The 15,687-nt window shown below is 73.1% G+C and carries 13 protein-coding genes; 5 read left to right on the forward strand and 8 right to left on the reverse strand.

Translation table 11 applies throughout. The annotated features are described in order from the left end of the window. Positions 1 to 167 precede the first annotated feature (167 nt). Together ACFVVO_RS02360 and ACFVVO_RS02365 are read left to right on the forward strand one after the other, a co-directional pair. Complete coding sequence (locus ACFVVO_RS02360; protein WP_390051082.1) at positions 168 to 3,470, forward strand: S8 family serine peptidase; 3,303 nt, start codon at positions 168 to 170, stop codon at positions 3,468 to 3,470. A 107-nt stretch (positions 3,471 to 3,577) separates the two neighbouring features. After that, entirely contained in the window at positions 3,578 to 4,090 is a 513-nt protein-coding gene (locus ACFVVO_RS02365) for a hypothetical protein (RefSeq protein ID WP_390051083.1), read from the forward strand. Positions 4,091 to 4,105: 15 nt separating this feature from the next. On the opposite strand, the gene ACFVVO_RS02370 is transcribed toward ACFVVO_RS02365, so the two are convergent. Then, entirely contained in the window at positions 4,106 to 5,002 is an 897-nt protein-coding gene (locus ACFVVO_RS02370) for a helix-turn-helix domain-containing protein (protein ID WP_390051084.1), read from the reverse strand. A 179-nt stretch (positions 5,003 to 5,181) separates the two neighbouring features. On the opposite strand from ACFVVO_RS02370, the gene ACFVVO_RS02375 reads away from it, so the two are divergent. After that, a complete protein-coding gene (locus ACFVVO_RS02375; RefSeq protein WP_390051085.1) occupies positions 5,182 to 6,222 on the forward strand; it encodes an NAD(P)-dependent alcohol dehydrogenase in 1,041 nt (346 codons plus the stop codon). Positions 6,223 to 6,328: 106 nt separating this feature from the next. Here the strand turns inward: ACFVVO_RS02375 and ACFVVO_RS02380 are convergent, their stop codons facing one another. From ACFVVO_RS02380 to ACFVVO_RS02395, 4 genes are all read right to left on the reverse strand, one after another. Next, entirely contained in the window at positions 6,329 to 7,066 is a 738-nt protein-coding gene (locus ACFVVO_RS02380) for a hypothetical protein (protein WP_390051086.1), read from the reverse strand. A 108-nt stretch (positions 7,067 to 7,174) separates the two neighbouring features. Then, the gene (locus tag ACFVVO_RS02385) at positions 7,175 to 8,272 is read right to left on the reverse strand and encodes a hypothetical protein (RefSeq protein ID WP_390051087.1); all 1,098 of its coding nucleotides are present in this window, start codon (positions 8,270 to 8,272) and stop codon (positions 7,175 to 7,177) included. An 84-nt stretch (positions 8,273 to 8,356) separates the two neighbouring features. Next, positions 8,357 to 9,994 (reverse strand): M48 family metalloprotease, encoded by a 1,638-nt coding sequence (locus tag ACFVVO_RS02390; protein ID WP_390051088.1) that lies wholly within the window; start codon positions 9,992 to 9,994, stop codon positions 8,357 to 8,359. Positions 9,995 to 10,234: 240 nt separating this feature from the next. Further along, positions 10,235 to 11,353 carry a hypothetical protein gene (locus ACFVVO_RS02395; protein ID WP_390051089.1) on the reverse strand — a complete coding sequence of 373 codons (1,119 nt, stop codon included), beginning with the start codon at positions 11,351 to 11,353 and terminating at the stop codon, positions 10,235 to 10,237. 154 nt (positions 11,354 to 11,507) lie between these two features. Here ACFVVO_RS02395 and ACFVVO_RS02400 point away from each other — a divergent pair, with 154 nt between their 5' ends. Beyond that, positions 11,508 to 12,662: a cystathionine gamma-synthase gene (locus tag ACFVVO_RS02400; protein ID WP_390051090.1), complete on the forward strand. Its 1,155-nt coding sequence runs from the start codon at positions 11,508 to 11,510 to the stop codon at positions 12,660 to 12,662. Between the two features lie 19 nt (positions 12,663 to 12,681). Here the strand turns inward: ACFVVO_RS02400 and ACFVVO_RS02405 are convergent, their stop codons facing one another. From ACFVVO_RS02405 to ACFVVO_RS02415, 3 genes are all read right to left on the reverse strand, one after another. Continuing rightward, entirely contained in the window at positions 12,682 to 12,930 is a 249-nt protein-coding gene (locus ACFVVO_RS02405) for a hypothetical protein (protein ID WP_390051091.1), read from the reverse strand. Between the two features lie 25 nt (positions 12,931 to 12,955). After that, entirely contained in the window at positions 12,956 to 13,459 is a 504-nt protein-coding gene (locus tag ACFVVO_RS02410; protein ID WP_390051092.1) for a sigma factor-like helix-turn-helix DNA-binding protein, read from the reverse strand. A gap of 132 nt (positions 13,460 to 13,591) precedes the next feature. Next, the gene (locus tag ACFVVO_RS02415; RefSeq protein WP_390051571.1) at positions 13,592 to 14,098 is read right to left on the reverse strand and encodes a MarR family winged helix-turn-helix transcriptional regulator; all 507 of its coding nucleotides are present in this window, start codon (positions 14,096 to 14,098) and stop codon (positions 13,592 to 13,594) included. Between the two features lie 162 nt (positions 14,099 to 14,260). On the opposite strand from ACFVVO_RS02415, the gene ilvA reads away from it, so the two are divergent. Beyond that, positions 14,261 to 15,490 (forward strand): threonine ammonia-lyase, encoded by a 1,230-nt coding sequence (ilvA, locus tag ACFVVO_RS02420; protein WP_390051093.1) that lies wholly within the window; start codon positions 14,261 to 14,263, stop codon positions 15,488 to 15,490. The last annotated feature ends 197 nt before the right edge of the window (positions 15,491 to 15,687 follow it).

The raw sequence follows: 15,687 nt of genomic DNA on the forward strand, positions 1-15,687 counted from the left end.
TGGCGGGGCCTACCGCCCTTCTCCTCGCTCTTGAGCCGTCTGATCACCCCCCGTCATACTGCGTGCCCCGGGGGGATTGACGTGCAGGTGTACGAATCTTCCCCCGGCCGGGTGAACGGGGAATTCGCCCGGTACCTCATCTCCAGGGGGAGATCTTGCGCAGACAAGTGAAAAGAGCAGCTGCGGCCACCGTGGCCACCGCCGCAGCCGTCGCCCTCGCAGCGGGTATGACCAGCCCCGCGTCGGCGAAGCCCGGTCGGCAGGCTCCGGCCGCCGCCTCCTCGTTCACCGCCCGGCACCACGTCACCCTGATCACCGGTGACCGCGTGACCCTCGACGGCAAGGGCCGGGTCGTCGGCCTGCGTCGGGCCGAGGGGCGCGAGCACATACCGTTCCAGGTCCGCCGGGCCGCCGGGCACACCCTGGTCGTCCCCGCCGACGCGGCCCGCCTGGTCGCCTCCGGCACGCTGGACCAACGGCTGTTCGACATCACCGAGCTGAACCGCGCGGCCACCCGCAAGGCCCAGAAGAACGGCCTGAAGGTCATCGTCGGCTACCGCGGCACCGCCACCGCCGCCAAGACCGACGTCCGCGACGCGGGTCACCTGCGCCGCAGCCTCAAGGCGCTGAACGCGGACGCCGTGCAGACCCCGGCCCAGCGGACCAGCGGGCTGTGGGAGGCGGTCACCGACGGCGACCGGGCCGCCTCCGGCATCGCGCACGTCTGGCTCGACGGCGTCCGCGAGGCCGCCCTGGACAAGTCCGTGCCGCAGATCGGCGCCCCGACCGCGTGGGCCGCCGGCTACACCGGCAAGGGCGTGAAGGTCGCCGTCCTGGACACCGGAGTGGACGCCACCCACCCGGACCTCAAGGACCAGGTGATCGACGCCCGGAACTTCACCGCCGCCGCCGACGCCACCGACCACTTCGGGCACGGCACGCACGTCGCGTCCATCGTGGCGGGCACCGGCGCCAAGTCGGGGGGCAAGTACAAGGGCGTCGCGCCGGACGCCAAGATCCTCAACGGCAAGGTCCTGGACGACTCCGGATCCGGTGACGACTCCGGCATCCTCGCCGGCATGGAGTGGGCGGCCGGGCAGGGCGCCTCCGTCATCAACCTCAGCCTGGGCGGCTACGACACGCCCGAGGTGGACCCGCTCGAGGCCGAGGTCGACAAGCTCTCCGCCGAGAAGGGCATCCTGTTCGCGATCGCCGCGGGCAACGAGGGCCCCCAGTCGATCGGTTCACCGGGCAGCGCGGACGCCGCGCTCACCGTCGGCGCCGTCGACAAGAAGGACAGGCTGGCGGACTTCTCCTCCACCGGCCCGCGGGTCGGCGACGGCGCCATCAAGCCGGACGTCACCGCGCCCGGCGTGGACATCACCGCCGCGGCGGCCAAGGGCAGCGTCATCGACAAGGAGGTCGGCGAGAAGCCCGAGGGCTACCTGACCATCTCCGGCACCTCGATGGCCACCCCGCACGTCGCCGGCGCCGCCGCGATCCTGAAGCAGGAGCACCCCGACTGGGGCTACGCCGAACTGAAGGGCGCGCTCACCGGCTCCGCCAAGGGCGGCAAGTACACCCCGTTCGAGCAGGGTTCGGGCCGGATCGCGGTCGACCGGGCGATCAAGCAGTCCGTCGTCGCCGAGCCCGTCTCGGTCGGCTTCGGCACCCAGGCCTGGCCGCACACCGACGACAAGCCGGTCACCAAGCGGCTGACGTACCGCAACCTCGGCGACGAGGACGTCACGCTCGACCTGACCAGCACGGCAACCGACCCCAGGGGCCATGCCGCCCCGGCGGGCCTCTTCAAGCTCGCCGCGACCACGGTGACCGTCCCGGCGCACGGCACGGCCTCGGTCGGCCTTACCGCCGACACCAGGCTGGGCGGCACCACCGACGGCGCCTACTCCGCGTACGTGACCGCGACCGGCGGCGGGCAGAACGTCCGTACGGCCGCCGCGGTGCAGCGCGAGGTGGAGTCGTACGACCTGACCCTCAGGTTCATCGGCCGCGACGGCAAGCCGGCCCCGTACTACGGCGCCGACCTGACCGGCGTGGCGGGCCTGGCGAACGGCCAGTTCCTGAACCCGTACGACAAGTCCGGCACGGTGAAGGTGCGCGCGCCCAAGGGCACGTACATCCTCAACAGCGGTGTGTTCGTCGACCCCGAGGACGCCGCCAAGGGCGTCGACTGGATCGCCCAGCCGAAGCTGACCGTCGCGAAGAAGCAGACCATCACGATCGACGCACGGAAGACCAGGCCGGTGGACATCACGGTGCCGGCGTCCCGCGCCAGGTCCGAGTTCGCCGTGCCGGAATTCGACGTCACCGCCGGCGACGGCCAGTACGGCTACGGCTGGCTGCTCGACTCGTACAAGAACTTCCGCACCGCCGCCCTGGGCCCGCGGCCGGCCTCCGGCACCCTGTTCCAGCAGTGGGACGGCCACTGGTCGAAGGGCGCGACGGAGGAGTACGCCACCACGTCCGGCGGCCCGGTCGGGCAGTTCGCCACCGGCTACACCAAGCACTACAAGGCGAGCGAACTGGCCACGGTCAAGGCCCGGATGGGCGCCGCCGCGAGCGGCAAGACGGGCTCCGTGGGCGCGGTGGGGTGGCTGCCCGGCAGCTCCAGCGGCTCCTCCATCAGCCTCCCGCAGAAGCTGCCCGGCACCCGCACCCTGCACCTGTCCGCCAAGGGCGGCGTGCGGTGGCAGTTCGAGTTCGAGCAGGACGGCGGGGTCGACCAGGACGGCTTCCCGGTCGCCGACGCCGCCTACTCGTCGGACCCGCGGTCGTTCACGGCGGGCAGGACGTACACCAGGACCGTCAACACCGCGGTCTTCGCCCCGCACGTCGGCGCCGACCTCGGTGTCTTCCGGGACGGCAACGAGATCTACGGCTCGCTGCCGCTGTTCGCCGACGGCTCCGGGAACGCCGGATACTCGACGTTCTCCTCGGTGCGGACGACCCTGTACCGGGACGGCGTCAAGGTCGGCTCCAACGACGACCCGCTGTTCGGCGGCGAGACCTTCAAGGTCCCGGCCGGTGACGCCGCCTACAGGCTGACCACCTCGGTCCGGCGCCCGGCCGCGGTCGCCAGGGCCTCCTCGCGGATCGACGCGAGCTGGACCTTCCGCTCGAAGAAGCCCGCCAACGGCTTCGCCCAGCTCCCGGTGTCCGCGCTTCACCTCGGTGCGAAGACCGGCCTGGACAGCCGTGTCGAGGCCGGGAAGAAGGTCACCTTCCCGGTCACCGTCGAGGGCGCGGCCGCGGGCCGCGACCTGAAGTCCCTGAAGGTGTACGTCTCCTACGACGGGAAGACCTTCAAGAAGACCGAGGTCCGCGGCGGCAAGGTCACCGTGAAGAACCCGGCGCGGAACAAGTCCGTCTCGTTCCGTGCCAGGATCACCGACAAGAAGGGCAACACGTCGCTGATCACCGTCTACGACGCCTACTACGGCAAGTGAGCGGCGGGCAGCGGTTCCGAGTGTCCTGAGCGGGGGCGTGCCGGGAGTGGCTTCCGGTACGCCCCTCGCCGTGTCGCCGGCGCACCCGGCCGACGTAGGGTCCCCTCGTGACCGCCGCCATGACCGCAATGATCACAGCCGTCGTCGGTGTCCTCGGCACGCTCCTCGCGCCGGTGCTCGCGCAGCGCCACTCCGACCGGCAGCGCCTCCAGGAGGCCGGACAGGCCGAGCGGCGACGGCTGTTCGAGGCGCGGCGCGACGCCTACACCGCCATGAACCGGGCCTCGCGCCAGTTCCACACCCTGCTGAAGGACGCCCTGCACCGGGTGCGCGACGGCGTCTACGCCGGGCAGGACCGGGAGCAGCTGGAGGACGCCCGGCGGGACTACCGCGACCGGTACGCCGAGGCGCAGATGGTGGTGCCCGAGCGGATCCTCGACGCCTCCCGGGCCGTCAACGAGGTACTGGCCCGCATCGACGCCGTGGTCAAGCGGCTCGACCGGGGGCTGGCCCGCGAGGCCGAGAGCGCCGAAGGGGCCCTGCGCGACCTGAAGGAGGCCGAGCCCCTGCTCACCGCCATGCGCCGGCTCATGCGGGCCGACCTCGGCGTCGAGGACTAGAACCGGCCCGGCGGATCAGGCCGTCGGCACCGCGCGGGCCGCGTCCGTGCCCCAGCTCGCCAGCAGCCGCAGGGACTGCGCCGACGGGGAGTCCGGCTCGGCGTGGTAGGTGATCAGCGCCTGGTCGCCGTCGTCCGCCAGACGGAACGTCTCGAAGCTGAGGGACAGCTCACCCACCAGCGGATGCCGCAGACGCTTGACGCCGTAGCCCTTCTCCTTGACGTCGTGCGTCGCCCACAGCCGGCGGAACTCCGCGCTCTTCACCGACAGTTCGCCGACCAGCGTGGACAGCCGTGGGTCGTCCGGATAGCAGCCCGCGTCCATGCGCAGGGCGCAGACGATGTCGATCGCCTTCTGCTCCCAGTCGATGAACAGGTCCCGGTAGTCCGGGCGCAGGAACACCATTCGCGCCCAGTTGCGCTCGGCGGGCGCGAGCTCCGACCAGTCGCCGAAGACCGCGGCCGCCATCCGGTTCCAGGCGAGCACCTCCGTGCGCCGGCCGACCACGTACGCCGGGACGCCCTCCATCGAGTCCAGGAGCTGGCGCAGCGCCGCCCGCACCTGCTGCTGCCGTGCCGTCGGCTTCTTCTTGTGCGCCGTCGGCTTGGCGAGGTGGGTCAGGTGGGCGTGCTCGGCGTCCGTCAGGCGCAGGGCCCGGGCGATGGAGTCCAGCACCTCCGCCGAGACGTTGCGGCCGTTGCCCTGCTCCAGCCGCGTGTAGTACGCCACCGACACCCCGGCGAGCTGGGCCAGCTCCTCGCGGCGCAGCCCCGGCACCCTGCGGCGCCGGCCGAAGTCGGGCAGTCCCACGTCCTCCGGCTTCAGCCGGGCCCGCCGGCTGCGCAGGAACTCGCTCAGCTCGGCCCACCGGTCCAGGGGTGGTCCCGCGGCCGCTTCCGGCTGTACATCCATACGACAAGTATCCGTGGTGCCGCGTGGTCGTAGGCAGGCAAGCCTGACCCCGCCAGTGGTAGGCACGGTGGTCGTACGAAGAAGCGTGACCTGGGTGACTCGCGGGACATGGGGCACGCTGGAAGACGTACCTGGCCGGAAGGCGACCGGGCACCGAGAGTCTGCTAGGAGATCCCCCCATGACCACTGTTGCCGCCTATGCCGCGCCCGCCGCGAAGGCTCCGCTGGAGCGGACCACCATCGAGCGGCGTCCGGTCGGTGAGTCCGACGTCCTGATCGACATCAAGTTCGCCGGTATCTGCCACTCCGACATCCACCAGGCCCGTGAGGGCTGGGGCGAGGCGATCTTCCCGATGGTCCCCGGTCACGAGATCGCGGGCGTCGTGTCCGAGGTCGGGCCGGGCGTCACGAAGTTCGCCGTGGGCGACCGGGTGGGCGTCGGCTGCATGGTCGACTCCTGCCGCGAGTGCGACAACTGCAAGGCCGGGCTGGAGCAGTACTGCGACCGCGGCCCGACCTGGACCTACAACGCCGTCGGCAGGGACGGCGAGCCGACCTACGGCGGCTACGCCGAGAAGATCGTGGTCGACGAGAACTACGTCGTCCGCGTCCCCGACGGCCTGTCCCTCGACGTGGCCGCCCCGCTGCTGTGCGCCGGCATCACCACCTACTCGCCGCTCAAGCGCTGGAACGCGGGTCCCGGCAAGCGGGTCGCCGTCGTCGGCCTCGGCGGCCTCGGCCACATGGGCGTCAAGATCGCGCACGCGATGGGCGCCGAGGTCACCGTGCTGTCCCAGTCCCTGCGCAAGAAGGACGACGGCCTGCGACTGGGCGCCGACCACTACTACGCCACCAGCGACCCGGCGACCTTCGAGAACCTGAAGGGCACGTTCGACATCATCCTCAACACCGTCTCGGCCCCCATGGACTTCGGTGCCTACCTCTCGCTGCTGCGCACCGGCGGCTCGATGGTGAACGTCGGTCTGCCCGAGGAGCCGGTCCACGTGGCCCTCACCTCGCTCTTCGGCAACCTGCGCAACCTGACCACCTCCAACATCGGAGGCATCCCGGAGACCCAGGAGATGCTGGACTTCTGCGCGGAGCACGGCCTGGGCGCGGAGGTCGAACTGATCGGCGCGGCCGAGATCAACGAGGCCTACGAGCGGGTGGTGGCCAGCGACGTCCGCTACCGCTTCGTCATCGACACGGCCACCATCTGACGGGTCCGGCCCACCGGCCGGCTCACCGGTCCGGCCCACCGGCCGACGCGCCGAGCGCGCCGGCCGGTGGGCGCCGGTCCAGTGGGGCCCGTTCGCCCCGCCCGCCTCAGGCGACGTCGAAGCCCTCCCCGTCGGCGTACGACCGCACGGCCACCGCGCCGTCCGCACCGGGCCGTACGACATGCGCCCGTCCGAGTCCCGCCACCCGGGCGGCCGGGCCGGCCACCTCCACCACGGTGTTCTCGTCGACGGCGACGCCGTAGGGCGCGTCCCCGCGCCCCACCGCCGCGACCAACCGCGCCAGCGTCCCCCACTGCGCGGCGTGCACGTCCACCGCGAACGGCACCAGCCCCAGACCCGGCCGCACCGCGACCTCCTCCAAGTCCTCCGCCGTGTCCTCGGGGCAGACGGGAACCCCGTCCACCAGCCATCCGCCGACCACCGCCCGCCGGGCGGCGACGGCGGCACCCGCGGAGAAGCCCGCGTACGGCACTCCGCGCTCGGCGAGCAGCCGCGGCAGCCGGTCCGCGCAGCCGGCGAACGCCTCCTGGTAGGCGGGCGTCAGCCCACCGCACACCAGCAGCCCGTCGGCGCCGTCCAGCGCCTGCTCCGGCTCGAAGCGCCCACCGAGCGGCACCAGCGCCGGCACGGGCGTACACCCGGCCCCGCTCCTGCCCAGCGCCTGCGCGAACCGCTCGAACTGCTCCCGCCCGTCACCTTCGTCCACGACGACACAGCCGATCCGCGGCACACCGCCGGCGCGCTCCGCGGCCGCCCGCAGAAACGGCGCGTACACCTCCGCGCGGTCCCATCCGCCACCGATCAGAAACGTCCGACCGCCCATCCGGCCCCTCCCGTTCACACGTCCTCACACGTTTTCTCGTCCCTGTGCGAGGGGTGAATGTACGGGGTCGGGGCCGGTGCCGTCGCCCGAGAAAACCGCTGCCGAGGATCAGGCCGTGGCCGACACCCGGTGGGCCACCGTGTCGCGCACCTGGCAGAAGTGGCGTGCCATGCCGTCGCCCCGGTAGCGCCAGGGCAGCGCGTTGACATGGCCGTCGACCAGCTTGAACTGCTCCAGCGCCGCCTCGTCGCGGTCCTGCAGATGGAGATAGAACGCCAGCAGGTGGCGCAGCTCGGGCAGGCGCGGGTGGGCCGGGTCGGCGGCCGCCGCGTCCGCGCGGGCCGCCTCCACCCGGGCCAGCATCCGCGGGGTGTTGTCGGCCGCGGTGTCCTCCGAGTCGTCGTGCTCGAAGTGCGCGATGAGCGGGAGCGCCGTCAGCAGGCTGCCGGGCGGCGCCTCGGCCGCCGCCCGCTCGGCGAAGTCGAACGCCAGCCGCTCGGAGCCGCGCCACTTGGCGCACCAGTACTGGAGAGCCGAGAAGTGCGCCTCGTAGTGGTGCGGCGCCCGGGTGGTGATCTGCGCCCAGAGCTTCTCCATCTCGGCGTTCGGGTAGCCGAGTCCCAGCGCCACCCAGATCTCCGCGATGTACGGCGTCGGGTCGTCGGGGTTCAGCGCGGCCGCCCGCGCGATCTCCTCGCGGGCGCCGCGCAGCGTCCGGTGGAAGCCTTCGGCCTGCTCCCGCGTCGTGTGCCGGCCCGTCTTGGCGCCGCGCAGCTTCCAGGCGAGGATCACCGTGCTGCGCGCCCGGACCACGGCCGCGTCGGGGTCGTCGGGGCGCGCCGTCTCCCAGGCCAGCAGCCACTCGTCCTCCTCGGCCGCGCACTCGGCGAGCAGGTAGCCGGCCGCCGACCGGCGTTCCCAGTCCCGGCCGATGCCGCTCAGCAGCTCGGCGGCGGGCCGCCAGTCGCCGGTCCGGACCGCGGTGAGCGCCGCCGCCCAGTCCGCGGGCAGCGGGGCGGCGTGGTCGGTGTTCTGCCGCTCGACGGGCAGCAGTCCGAGCTTCTCCGCGGCCTCGGCGGCCGCGGCCGCGTCGTCGTCGTCAGGGCTGGGGGAGAAGAACTCCTTCAGGAAGACCCAGGCCAGCCACAGCGCGAAGAGCACCGCGGGGGCGGCCAGGATGCCGAGGATCCAGAGCAGGACGGTCATGGGGGAGTGAGGTCCGTTCTTCGGGGGACGGCGTCGGGGGTCGGCGTGGCCTGGTCGTGCGGGGGCGGGTGGTGTGCCCGCGGCTCACACGGGCGGCGTCGCCGCCGGGGGCAGCAGGGTCCGCAGCGGGGCGGTGTCGGGGTGGTCGGCGAGCGCCGCGTTCACGGCCGCCTCGAGCGCGGCCTCGGGGCCTTCGTCCGGGGTGCTGTGCGGGACCGGGCCGGTCAGCCGCGCGGCGGCCGCGTGCGACCAGGAGAACTCCCAGCTCAGCAGTGAACGAGCGCTGAACTCGGCCAGCACCATCGTCCGCAGCGACGAGCGCAGCTGCGGCCGCACGAACTCGCGGAAGGCCCGGCCCTTCGCCGCGGCCGCCTGATCGGACAGCGGCAGCCGCTCGGCCAGCCGCCACAGCCGGCCGTCGTCGACGACCTCCAGCAACGCGGACAGTGTGGCCGGCTGCCCGGTGTACTCGGCCAGCGCCCGGTGCAGCGCGGTGTGCGTGGCGGACATGCCCTGGGCCATGGCGGCGTCCAGCAGCTCCTGCCACGCGGCGGCGCGCGGGTGGCCGAGGATCTCGTCCGACAGGACGGCGTCCTCCAGCGCGGTCAGGGTCTTCTCCGCGTCGGTGAGCAGGGCGAGCGCCGGGCCCCCAGCCTCCGCCGAGCGGCCGTCGGCGGGCAGCGCCTCGAGCCGGCGCACGCGTTCGGCGATCGGCGGGTGGGAGTCGTACGGCGAGGCCGGTGCCGTGGGCAGCTCCGTCCGCAGCTCCGCCAGCTCCTGCTCGCGGGCCGCGAGCAGCCGGGCGAAGCCCCCGAAGAACTCGCCGCGCGGCGGCAGCAGCCGCACCGGCAGACCCAGGGTGGCGTACGAGTCGAGGTAGAAGTCGTGCGAGGCGGACAGGGCCGGGATCTCGCGCAGGGCCGAGGCGATCGCGTCGCGCCCGGCGATCCGGGCGGCGGCCCGGTCGGCCGCGTACTCCTGGGCGCGGGCCGTGGAAAGGGAGGCGCGCAGATAGAGCTTGCCGTACAGCGTGTAGACCGACGCCATCATCCGGTACGCCACCCCGGCCCCGGCGGTGTCGACCTCCTTGGCCTTCTTGCCCTTGGCGACCCGCTTGGCGGCGGCCTTCTCCTGGCGGCCGCGCTCGGCGGCCACCTTGCCGTCCGCCTTCTCGTGGAAGTTCTCGATGACCCGGGCGATCTGCACCCGGCCGCGCACCACGAGCGCGGACAGCCGGGTGTCACCGCCCGTGTAGTGGCCGTACTCGTGGGCGAGCACACCGCGCAGCCGCGCCTCCGTCAGTCCGGTCAGCAGCGGGACGCCCAGATAGAGCCGGCGCGGGCCGGGCCGCAGTCCGAGCAGCCGCGCGTCCTCACTGACGGCCGCGTTGACGTCGGCCGTCAGCACGATCCGGTCGGGGGCGCGGGTGCCGGTCGCCGCGGCGAGTTCCCGCACCAGCGCCCACAGCCGGGGCTCGTCCGCCTCGGTGACCTCGATGCCGGGCGGCCCCTCACCCTTGGGCGTGCGCAGCATGAACATGCCGCGTACGACGGGGACGGCGAGCAGCACCGAGACCGCGACGATCTTGATGCCGGAGGCGCCGTGCACCCAGGTGATCACGGCCACGTCGACACCGGCCAGCGCCGCGAGCAGCAGCAGGCTCAGCAGATGGAAACCGCACAGCAGAACGAGAGCGCGCAGCGCGCGCAGAGTTGCGCCCATCGGGCAGATCCCCCCACAGGACCCGGAGAAATGAACAGGCCGACGTGCACCGCCGGACGGTGCTGCCGGTGAGTGTGGGGGGACTCGGAGCAGACTTCGAGCGGGCGCGAGGCGACTTCCGGGGTACGCCCGGAGCGACTCCGGGCAAAGCGCGAGCAAAGCCGGAGCAAGCGGAGTATGCCCTACCGAAGATCAGCGGGGCAATCCCGGCCGTGACCGGTGCGGACCGGTGCGGACCTGTCAGCCGGGCAGGCCCGCCGGGCTGCCGCCGGCCGCCTCGTACCCGGCCACCGCCAGCGCGCGGTGGGCGGCGAAGGCGGCGGCCGGGTCGGCGGACAGGGTCCAGGGCAGCGCGCCGACGTGGCCGTCGACGTGCGCGAGCTGGTCCATGGCCTCCGGCCAGCGCTCGGCCCGGACCAGGAAGAACAGCAGCAGATGGCGGACGTGCGCGAGCACCGGGTCGTCCGGGCGGGCGGTGTGCACCGCGTGCAGCGCGCCCTGCATCGCCCGGGTGACCACCTCGCTCTGGTAGAAGCTGCGGACCAGGTTCACCTCGGGGAGGTGCTCGAAGACCGCGAAGAGCGGCAGCGCGGCCAGCAGCGAGCCCTCCGGGGCGCGCGCCGCGGCGTTCTCGGCGAAGGCGTACGCCTCCTCGCGTGAACCGTGCCACTTCTCGCACCAGTAGTGCAGTGCGGCCAGGTGCGCGCCCATGTGGTGCGGGGCGCGGTCCAGGACGGTCAGCCACAGCTTCTCGAACTCGGGCCGCGGACATCCCAGGCCCCGGGCGACGGACAGCTCGACGATGTACGGGACCGGGTCGCCGGGGGCGAGCAGCGCCGCCTCGCCGCAGGCCTGCCGGGCCTCCTCCATGATGATCCGGAAGTCGTCCGTGCCCGGCGTGGACGTCCGCCACGCCTGCTGCACCAGGAACTCGGCGTGCACGGCCGCGCCACCGGCGTCCTTGGGCCGCTCCGCCCGCCACACCCGCAGCCACTGCCCGCCGGGCGTCTCGTGCACCCCGCCCGGCCGCTGTGCCAGCTCCAGTGCCGCCGCGCCGGCGAAGCCCTGCACACGCTGCCAGCGCGCCTCGCCCTCCGCCTCGGTGCCTGCCAGCAGCTGGGCGGCGGCCTGGTAGTCCTGGGTGCGCCGCACCAGGTCCAGCACGTCCAGCAGATCCTTGTCCGGGCCCGGCATCCGCACGTCCAGCTCCTCCTCGGGCACGAAGCCGTAGGCCGCCGGAAGCGCGCCGTCCGGCCGGCCCACCGGAGCCCGCCCGGCCGCCCCGCGCCTGCGCCGCAGGACCGGGAGCAGCACGAAGCACAGCAGGACCAGCGCCATGAGCAGCCAGAGAGTCGCCATGCCTCAAGCGAACCAGACGCCGCCGACAATTGGCCAACCCCGCCCGCCGGGCCTGTGGAAAAACCGCGCCCGGCGTCGCCGGCGCCCTGGGACTTCCCGTTCCCCGAGCCCGTCGGACGTCACCATCCGGCCGAGCGCACTACGCTCGGTGCACATGAGCGACAGGCACATCAGTCAGCACTTCGAGACCCTCGCGATCCACGCGGGCAACACCGCGGATCCCCTCACCGGCGCGGTCGTCCCGCCGATCTACCAGGTCTCGACCTACAAGCAGGACGGCGTGGGCGGTCTGCGCGGCGGCTACGAGTACAGCCGCAGCGCCAACCCGACCAGGACGGCCCTCGAGGAGAACCTCGCCGCGCTGGAGGGCGGCCGGCGCGGTCTCGCGTTCGCGTCCGGCCTGGCGGCCGAGGACACCCTGCTGCGTACGCTGCTCAGCCCCGGCGACCACGTGGTGATCCCCAACGACGCCTACGGCGGCACCTTCCGCCTCTTCGCCAAGGTCGTCACCCGCTGGGGTGTGGAGTGGTCCGTCGCCGACACCAGCGACCCGGCCGCCGTACGGGCCGCGATGACGCCGAAGACCAAGGTGGTCTGGGTGGAGACCCCCTCCAACCCGCTGCTCGGCATCACCGACATCGCCGCCGTCGCCCAGGTCGCCCACGCCGCGGGCGCGCGGCTCGTCGTCGACAACACCTTCGCCACGCCCTACCTCCAGCAGCCGCTGTCGCTCGGGGCGGACGTCGTGGTGCACTCGCTGACCAAGTACATGGGCGGCCACTCGGACGTGGTCGGCGGCGCCCTGATCGTCTCCGACCAGGCGCTGGGCGAGGAGCTGGCCTACCACCAGAACGCGATGGGCGCCGTCGCCGGCCCCTTCGACTCCTGGCTGGTGCTGCGCGGCACCAAGACCCTCGCGGTGCGCATGGACCGGCACAGCGAGAACGCCACGAGGATCGCCGACATGCTCACCCGGCACGCGCGCGTGAGCAGCGTGCTCTACCCGGGCCTGCCCGAGCACCCCGGGCACGAGGTGGCCGCCAAGCAGATGAAGGCGTTCGGCGGCATGGTGTCCTTCCGGGTCCAGGGTGGCGAGGAGGCCGCCGTCGAGGTGTGCAACCGCGCCAAGGTCTTCACCCTCGGCGAGTCGCTCGGCGGCGTCGAGTCGCTCATCGAGCACCCCGGCCGGATGACCCACGCCTCCACGGCCGGCTCCGCCCTGGAGGTCCCGGCCGACCTGGTGCGCCTGTCCGTCGGCATCGAGAACGTCGACGACCTGCTCGAGGACCTGCAGCAGGCGCTCGGCTAGCCGTTGCCTGCCGTCTCCGTCACCAGCCGGTGAGCGGTGGAGTCGTCTGCGACGGCGGCTCCACCCAGGGCTGCGCCCGCAGCGCCCACACGGTGAACGCCACGGCCGCCGCGCACAGCAGCAGCCACAGCAGGCGGTGCGCGAGCAGCCGGCGCCGCAGCAGGCGGCTGCCGCGGCGGACGGCCTCGGCGTGCAGACCGGGCGGCACCGGCACCGGGACCTGCTCCAGGATCCGTCGCACGGCGGCCTCCCGCTGGGCGCGGTTCACCGGGGCCTCCCGGCCGGCGGCCGCCTCATGACGACGCCACCTTCGTGCCCACCGCGCGCGGCGCCGACCTGCGCGCCGGATGCAGCACGGTGGCCGTCGCGCGGTCGCAGATGGCGTGCACCCGTTCGACGGGCAGGCCCAGCAGGGCCGCCGTCTGCTCCTCCGCGACCCCCTCGAACATCCGCAGCACCAGGATCAGCCGCTCCTGCGGCGCCAGCTCGGCGAGCGGGCTGCGCGGATGCGGACGGGCCCGGCCCACGGCGCCGTAGTGCCGCCAGGCCTCGTGCGCGAACCGGGTGGCCAGGTACTGGCGGGCGCACTCGTAGGGGTCCTCGCCGCGCAGCCGGTCCCAGCGGGCGTAGGTGTGGGCCAGCGTGGGGGCCAGCAGCCTCCGCGCGCGCGGGCTGTCGTCCGGGGCCTCTCCGGTGAGCAGGGTGGCGGCATGCAGCAGCCGCCCCGCCGCGCCCGCGACGAACGCCTCGAACTCCCGGGCCCGGCGGGCATCGCGGGATGCCTGCCGATCACGCACCGCGCCTCCCCCCTGAGGGGGTCCTGTCCGGTACGGGACGGGCGGACCGCGCACCACACAGGCCCCGGTCTCATATGAGGCCGACGGCGGCCCGGGGTCAAGACTCGGGACCGCACCCGTCCGGGGCGCGCGTCAGGAAGCGGGCGTCCGCTCGGCCGCCGGCACCGGCTGGACCGCCATCCGGGAGGAGAGCGCGGTATTGAAGCGCGTGAGGAGCGCGCAGAACTGCTCGCGCTCCTCCGGCGCCCAGTCGTGTGTCAGCTCGGCCATCAACTGACGCCTCGACGAACGTACTTCCTCCAGCCGGGCGCCCCCGCGCGGGGACAGCTGGAGCACCACGGCCCGCCCGTCCTCCGGGTGCGAGGTGCGCTTGACGAGGCCCGTGTCGACCAGCGGGGCCACCTGCCGGGTGACCGTGGAGGAGTCGATCCCCATGCTCGCGGCGAGCGCCTTGACGCCCATCGGGCCCTCGCTGTCGAGGCGGTTGAGCAGCAGGTAGGCGGCACGGTCCATGGTGTTGCGCACCTGCCCGACGCCGCCGAGCCGGGTCTGTTCGGCACGCCGGGCGAACACCGCCACCTCGTGCTGGAGGGTGTCGAGAAGACCGGTGTCACCGACGGTCGTCATGTCCATCGACATTTCAGGTGTTGTGGGCATGGCCGGAGGCTCGCTTCATGAGGGCTGCTGGGTTGGGGGACAGGGTACGCGGCCCGGGCGCGGGCCGTACCGGCGCTGTGCAAACCCGGTCTCGGAGCTTGGTCACAGCCGTCGCGCACGACCGTGAACTGCGAGACTTGGGTCATGAGCTACCGCACGGCCGGCTCCTTGCGCTCCGTCACCCTCGACGACGTGCGCGGAGCCCAGAAGATGCTCTCGGGCGTGGCGCGGACGACCGCGATGGAAGGCAGCCGGCACCTGTCCCAGCTGGTCGGCGCGCCGGTGCACCTCAAGTGCGAGAACCTGCAGCGCACGGGCTCGTTCAAGCTGCGCGGCGCCTACGTCCGGATCGCCGGGCTGCTGCCGGAGGAGCGGGCCGCCGGAGTGGTGGCGGCGAGCGCCGGCAACCACGCGCAGGGCGTGGCCCTGGCCTCCTCGCTGCTGAAGGTGCACTCGACCGTGTTCATGCCGCAGGGTGCCCCGCTGCCGAAGATCAGCGCGACCCGGGAGTACGGCGCCGAGGTGAGGCTGCATGGTCAGGTGGTCGACGAGACCCTGGCCGCCGCCCAGGAGTACGCGGCCACGACGGGCGCGGTGTTCATCCACCCCTTCGACCACCCCGATGTCATCGCCGGCCAGGGCACGGTCGGCCTGGAGATCCTGGAGCAGTGCCCAAATGTGCGCACGATCGTCGTCGGCATCGGCGGCGGCGGGCTCGCGGCCGGCATCGCGGTCGCGGTGAAGGCGCTGCGGCCGGAGGTCCGGATCGTGGGTGTGCAGGCGGAGGGCGCGGCGGCCTACCCGCCCTCGCTCGCCGCCGGCCGTCCGGTGTCGGTGCGGAATCCGACGACGATGGCCGACGGCATCAAGGTGGGCCGGCCCGGTCTGGTGCCGTTCGAGATCATCGGTGACCTGGTGGACGAGATCCGCACGGTCAGCGAGGACCAGCTGTCGGCCGCGCTGCTGCTGTGCCTGGAGCGCGCCAAGCTGGTCGTCGAGCCGGCCGGGGCCAGCCCGGTCGCGGCCCTGCTGTCCGAGCCCGGTGCCTTCCCCGGCCCGGTCGTCGCCGTGCTGTCCGGCGGCAACGTCGACCCGGTGCTGCTCCAGCGGGTGCTGCGGCACGGCATGGCCGCCCAGGGCCGCTATCTGGCGGTCCGGCTGCGGCTGACGGACCGTCCGGGCGCCCTCGCGACGCTCCTCGGGGTGCTGTCCGTGGTCGACGCCAACGTCCTCGACGTGAGCCATGTGCGGACCGATCCCCGGCTCGGACTCACGGAGGCCGAGGTGGAGCTGCACCTGGAGACGAAGGGCCCGGCGCACTGCGTCGAGGTCGGCCAGGCCCTGCGCCAGGCGGGCTACACGGTCATCGACTGAGACGGAGTCCGGGCGGGTCGCGCCGCGCCGTACCGGACCGCGAAAGGCTGGTGTCACCCGTCCGGGGAAATCCATTGGCAGACGCGATACATCGCGTTATGGTGTGTCGTGCCGCCGCGGTACGCCGGTGATCCATGCGGGAAACCCCATGGTGAAACCCCCAGGGTGAAAACCGCTGATGGAAAACCGAAGGCGGC

The sequence above is a fragment of the Streptomyces sp. NPDC058145 genome (assembly GCF_042884245.1).
In the GTDB taxonomy this organism is placed as follows: domain Bacteria; phylum Actinomycetota; class Actinomycetes; order Streptomycetales; family Streptomycetaceae; genus Streptomyces.

Excerpts from the sequence above, each read along its gene's own strand:
- ACFVVO_RS02380 (WP_390051086.1), bottom strand. The coding sequence starts at position 7,066 with ATGGGCGGTCGGACGTTTCTGATCGGTGGCGGATGGGACCGCGCGGAG.
- ACFVVO_RS02375 (WP_390051085.1), top strand. The coding sequence starts at position 5,182 with ATGACCACTGTTGCCGCCTATGCCGCGCCCGCCGCGAAGGCTCCGCTG.
- ACFVVO_RS02370 (WP_390051084.1), bottom strand. The coding sequence starts at position 5,002 with ATGGATGTACAGCCGGAAGCGGCCGCGGGACCACCCCTGGACCGGTGG.
- ACFVVO_RS02395 (WP_390051089.1), bottom strand. The coding sequence starts at position 11,353 with ATGGCGACTCTCTGGCTGCTCATGGCGCTGGTCCTGCTGTGCTTCGTG.
- ilvA (WP_390051093.1), top strand. The coding sequence starts at position 14,261 with ATGAGCTACCGCACGGCCGGCTCCTTGCGCTCCGTCACCCTCGACGAC.
- ACFVVO_RS02400 (WP_390051090.1), top strand. The coding sequence starts at position 11,508 with ATGAGCGACAGGCACATCAGTCAGCACTTCGAGACCCTCGCGATCCAC.
- ACFVVO_RS02385 (WP_390051087.1), bottom strand. The coding sequence starts at position 8,272 with ATGACCGTCCTGCTCTGGATCCTCGGCATCCTGGCCGCCCCCGCGGTG.
- ACFVVO_RS02415 (WP_390051571.1), bottom strand. The coding sequence starts at position 14,098 with ATGTCGATGGACATGACGACCGTCGGTGACACCGGTCTTCTCGACACC.
- ACFVVO_RS02390 (WP_390051088.1), bottom strand. The coding sequence starts at position 9,994 with ATGGGCGCAACTCTGCGCGCGCTGCGCGCTCTCGTTCTGCTGTGCGGT.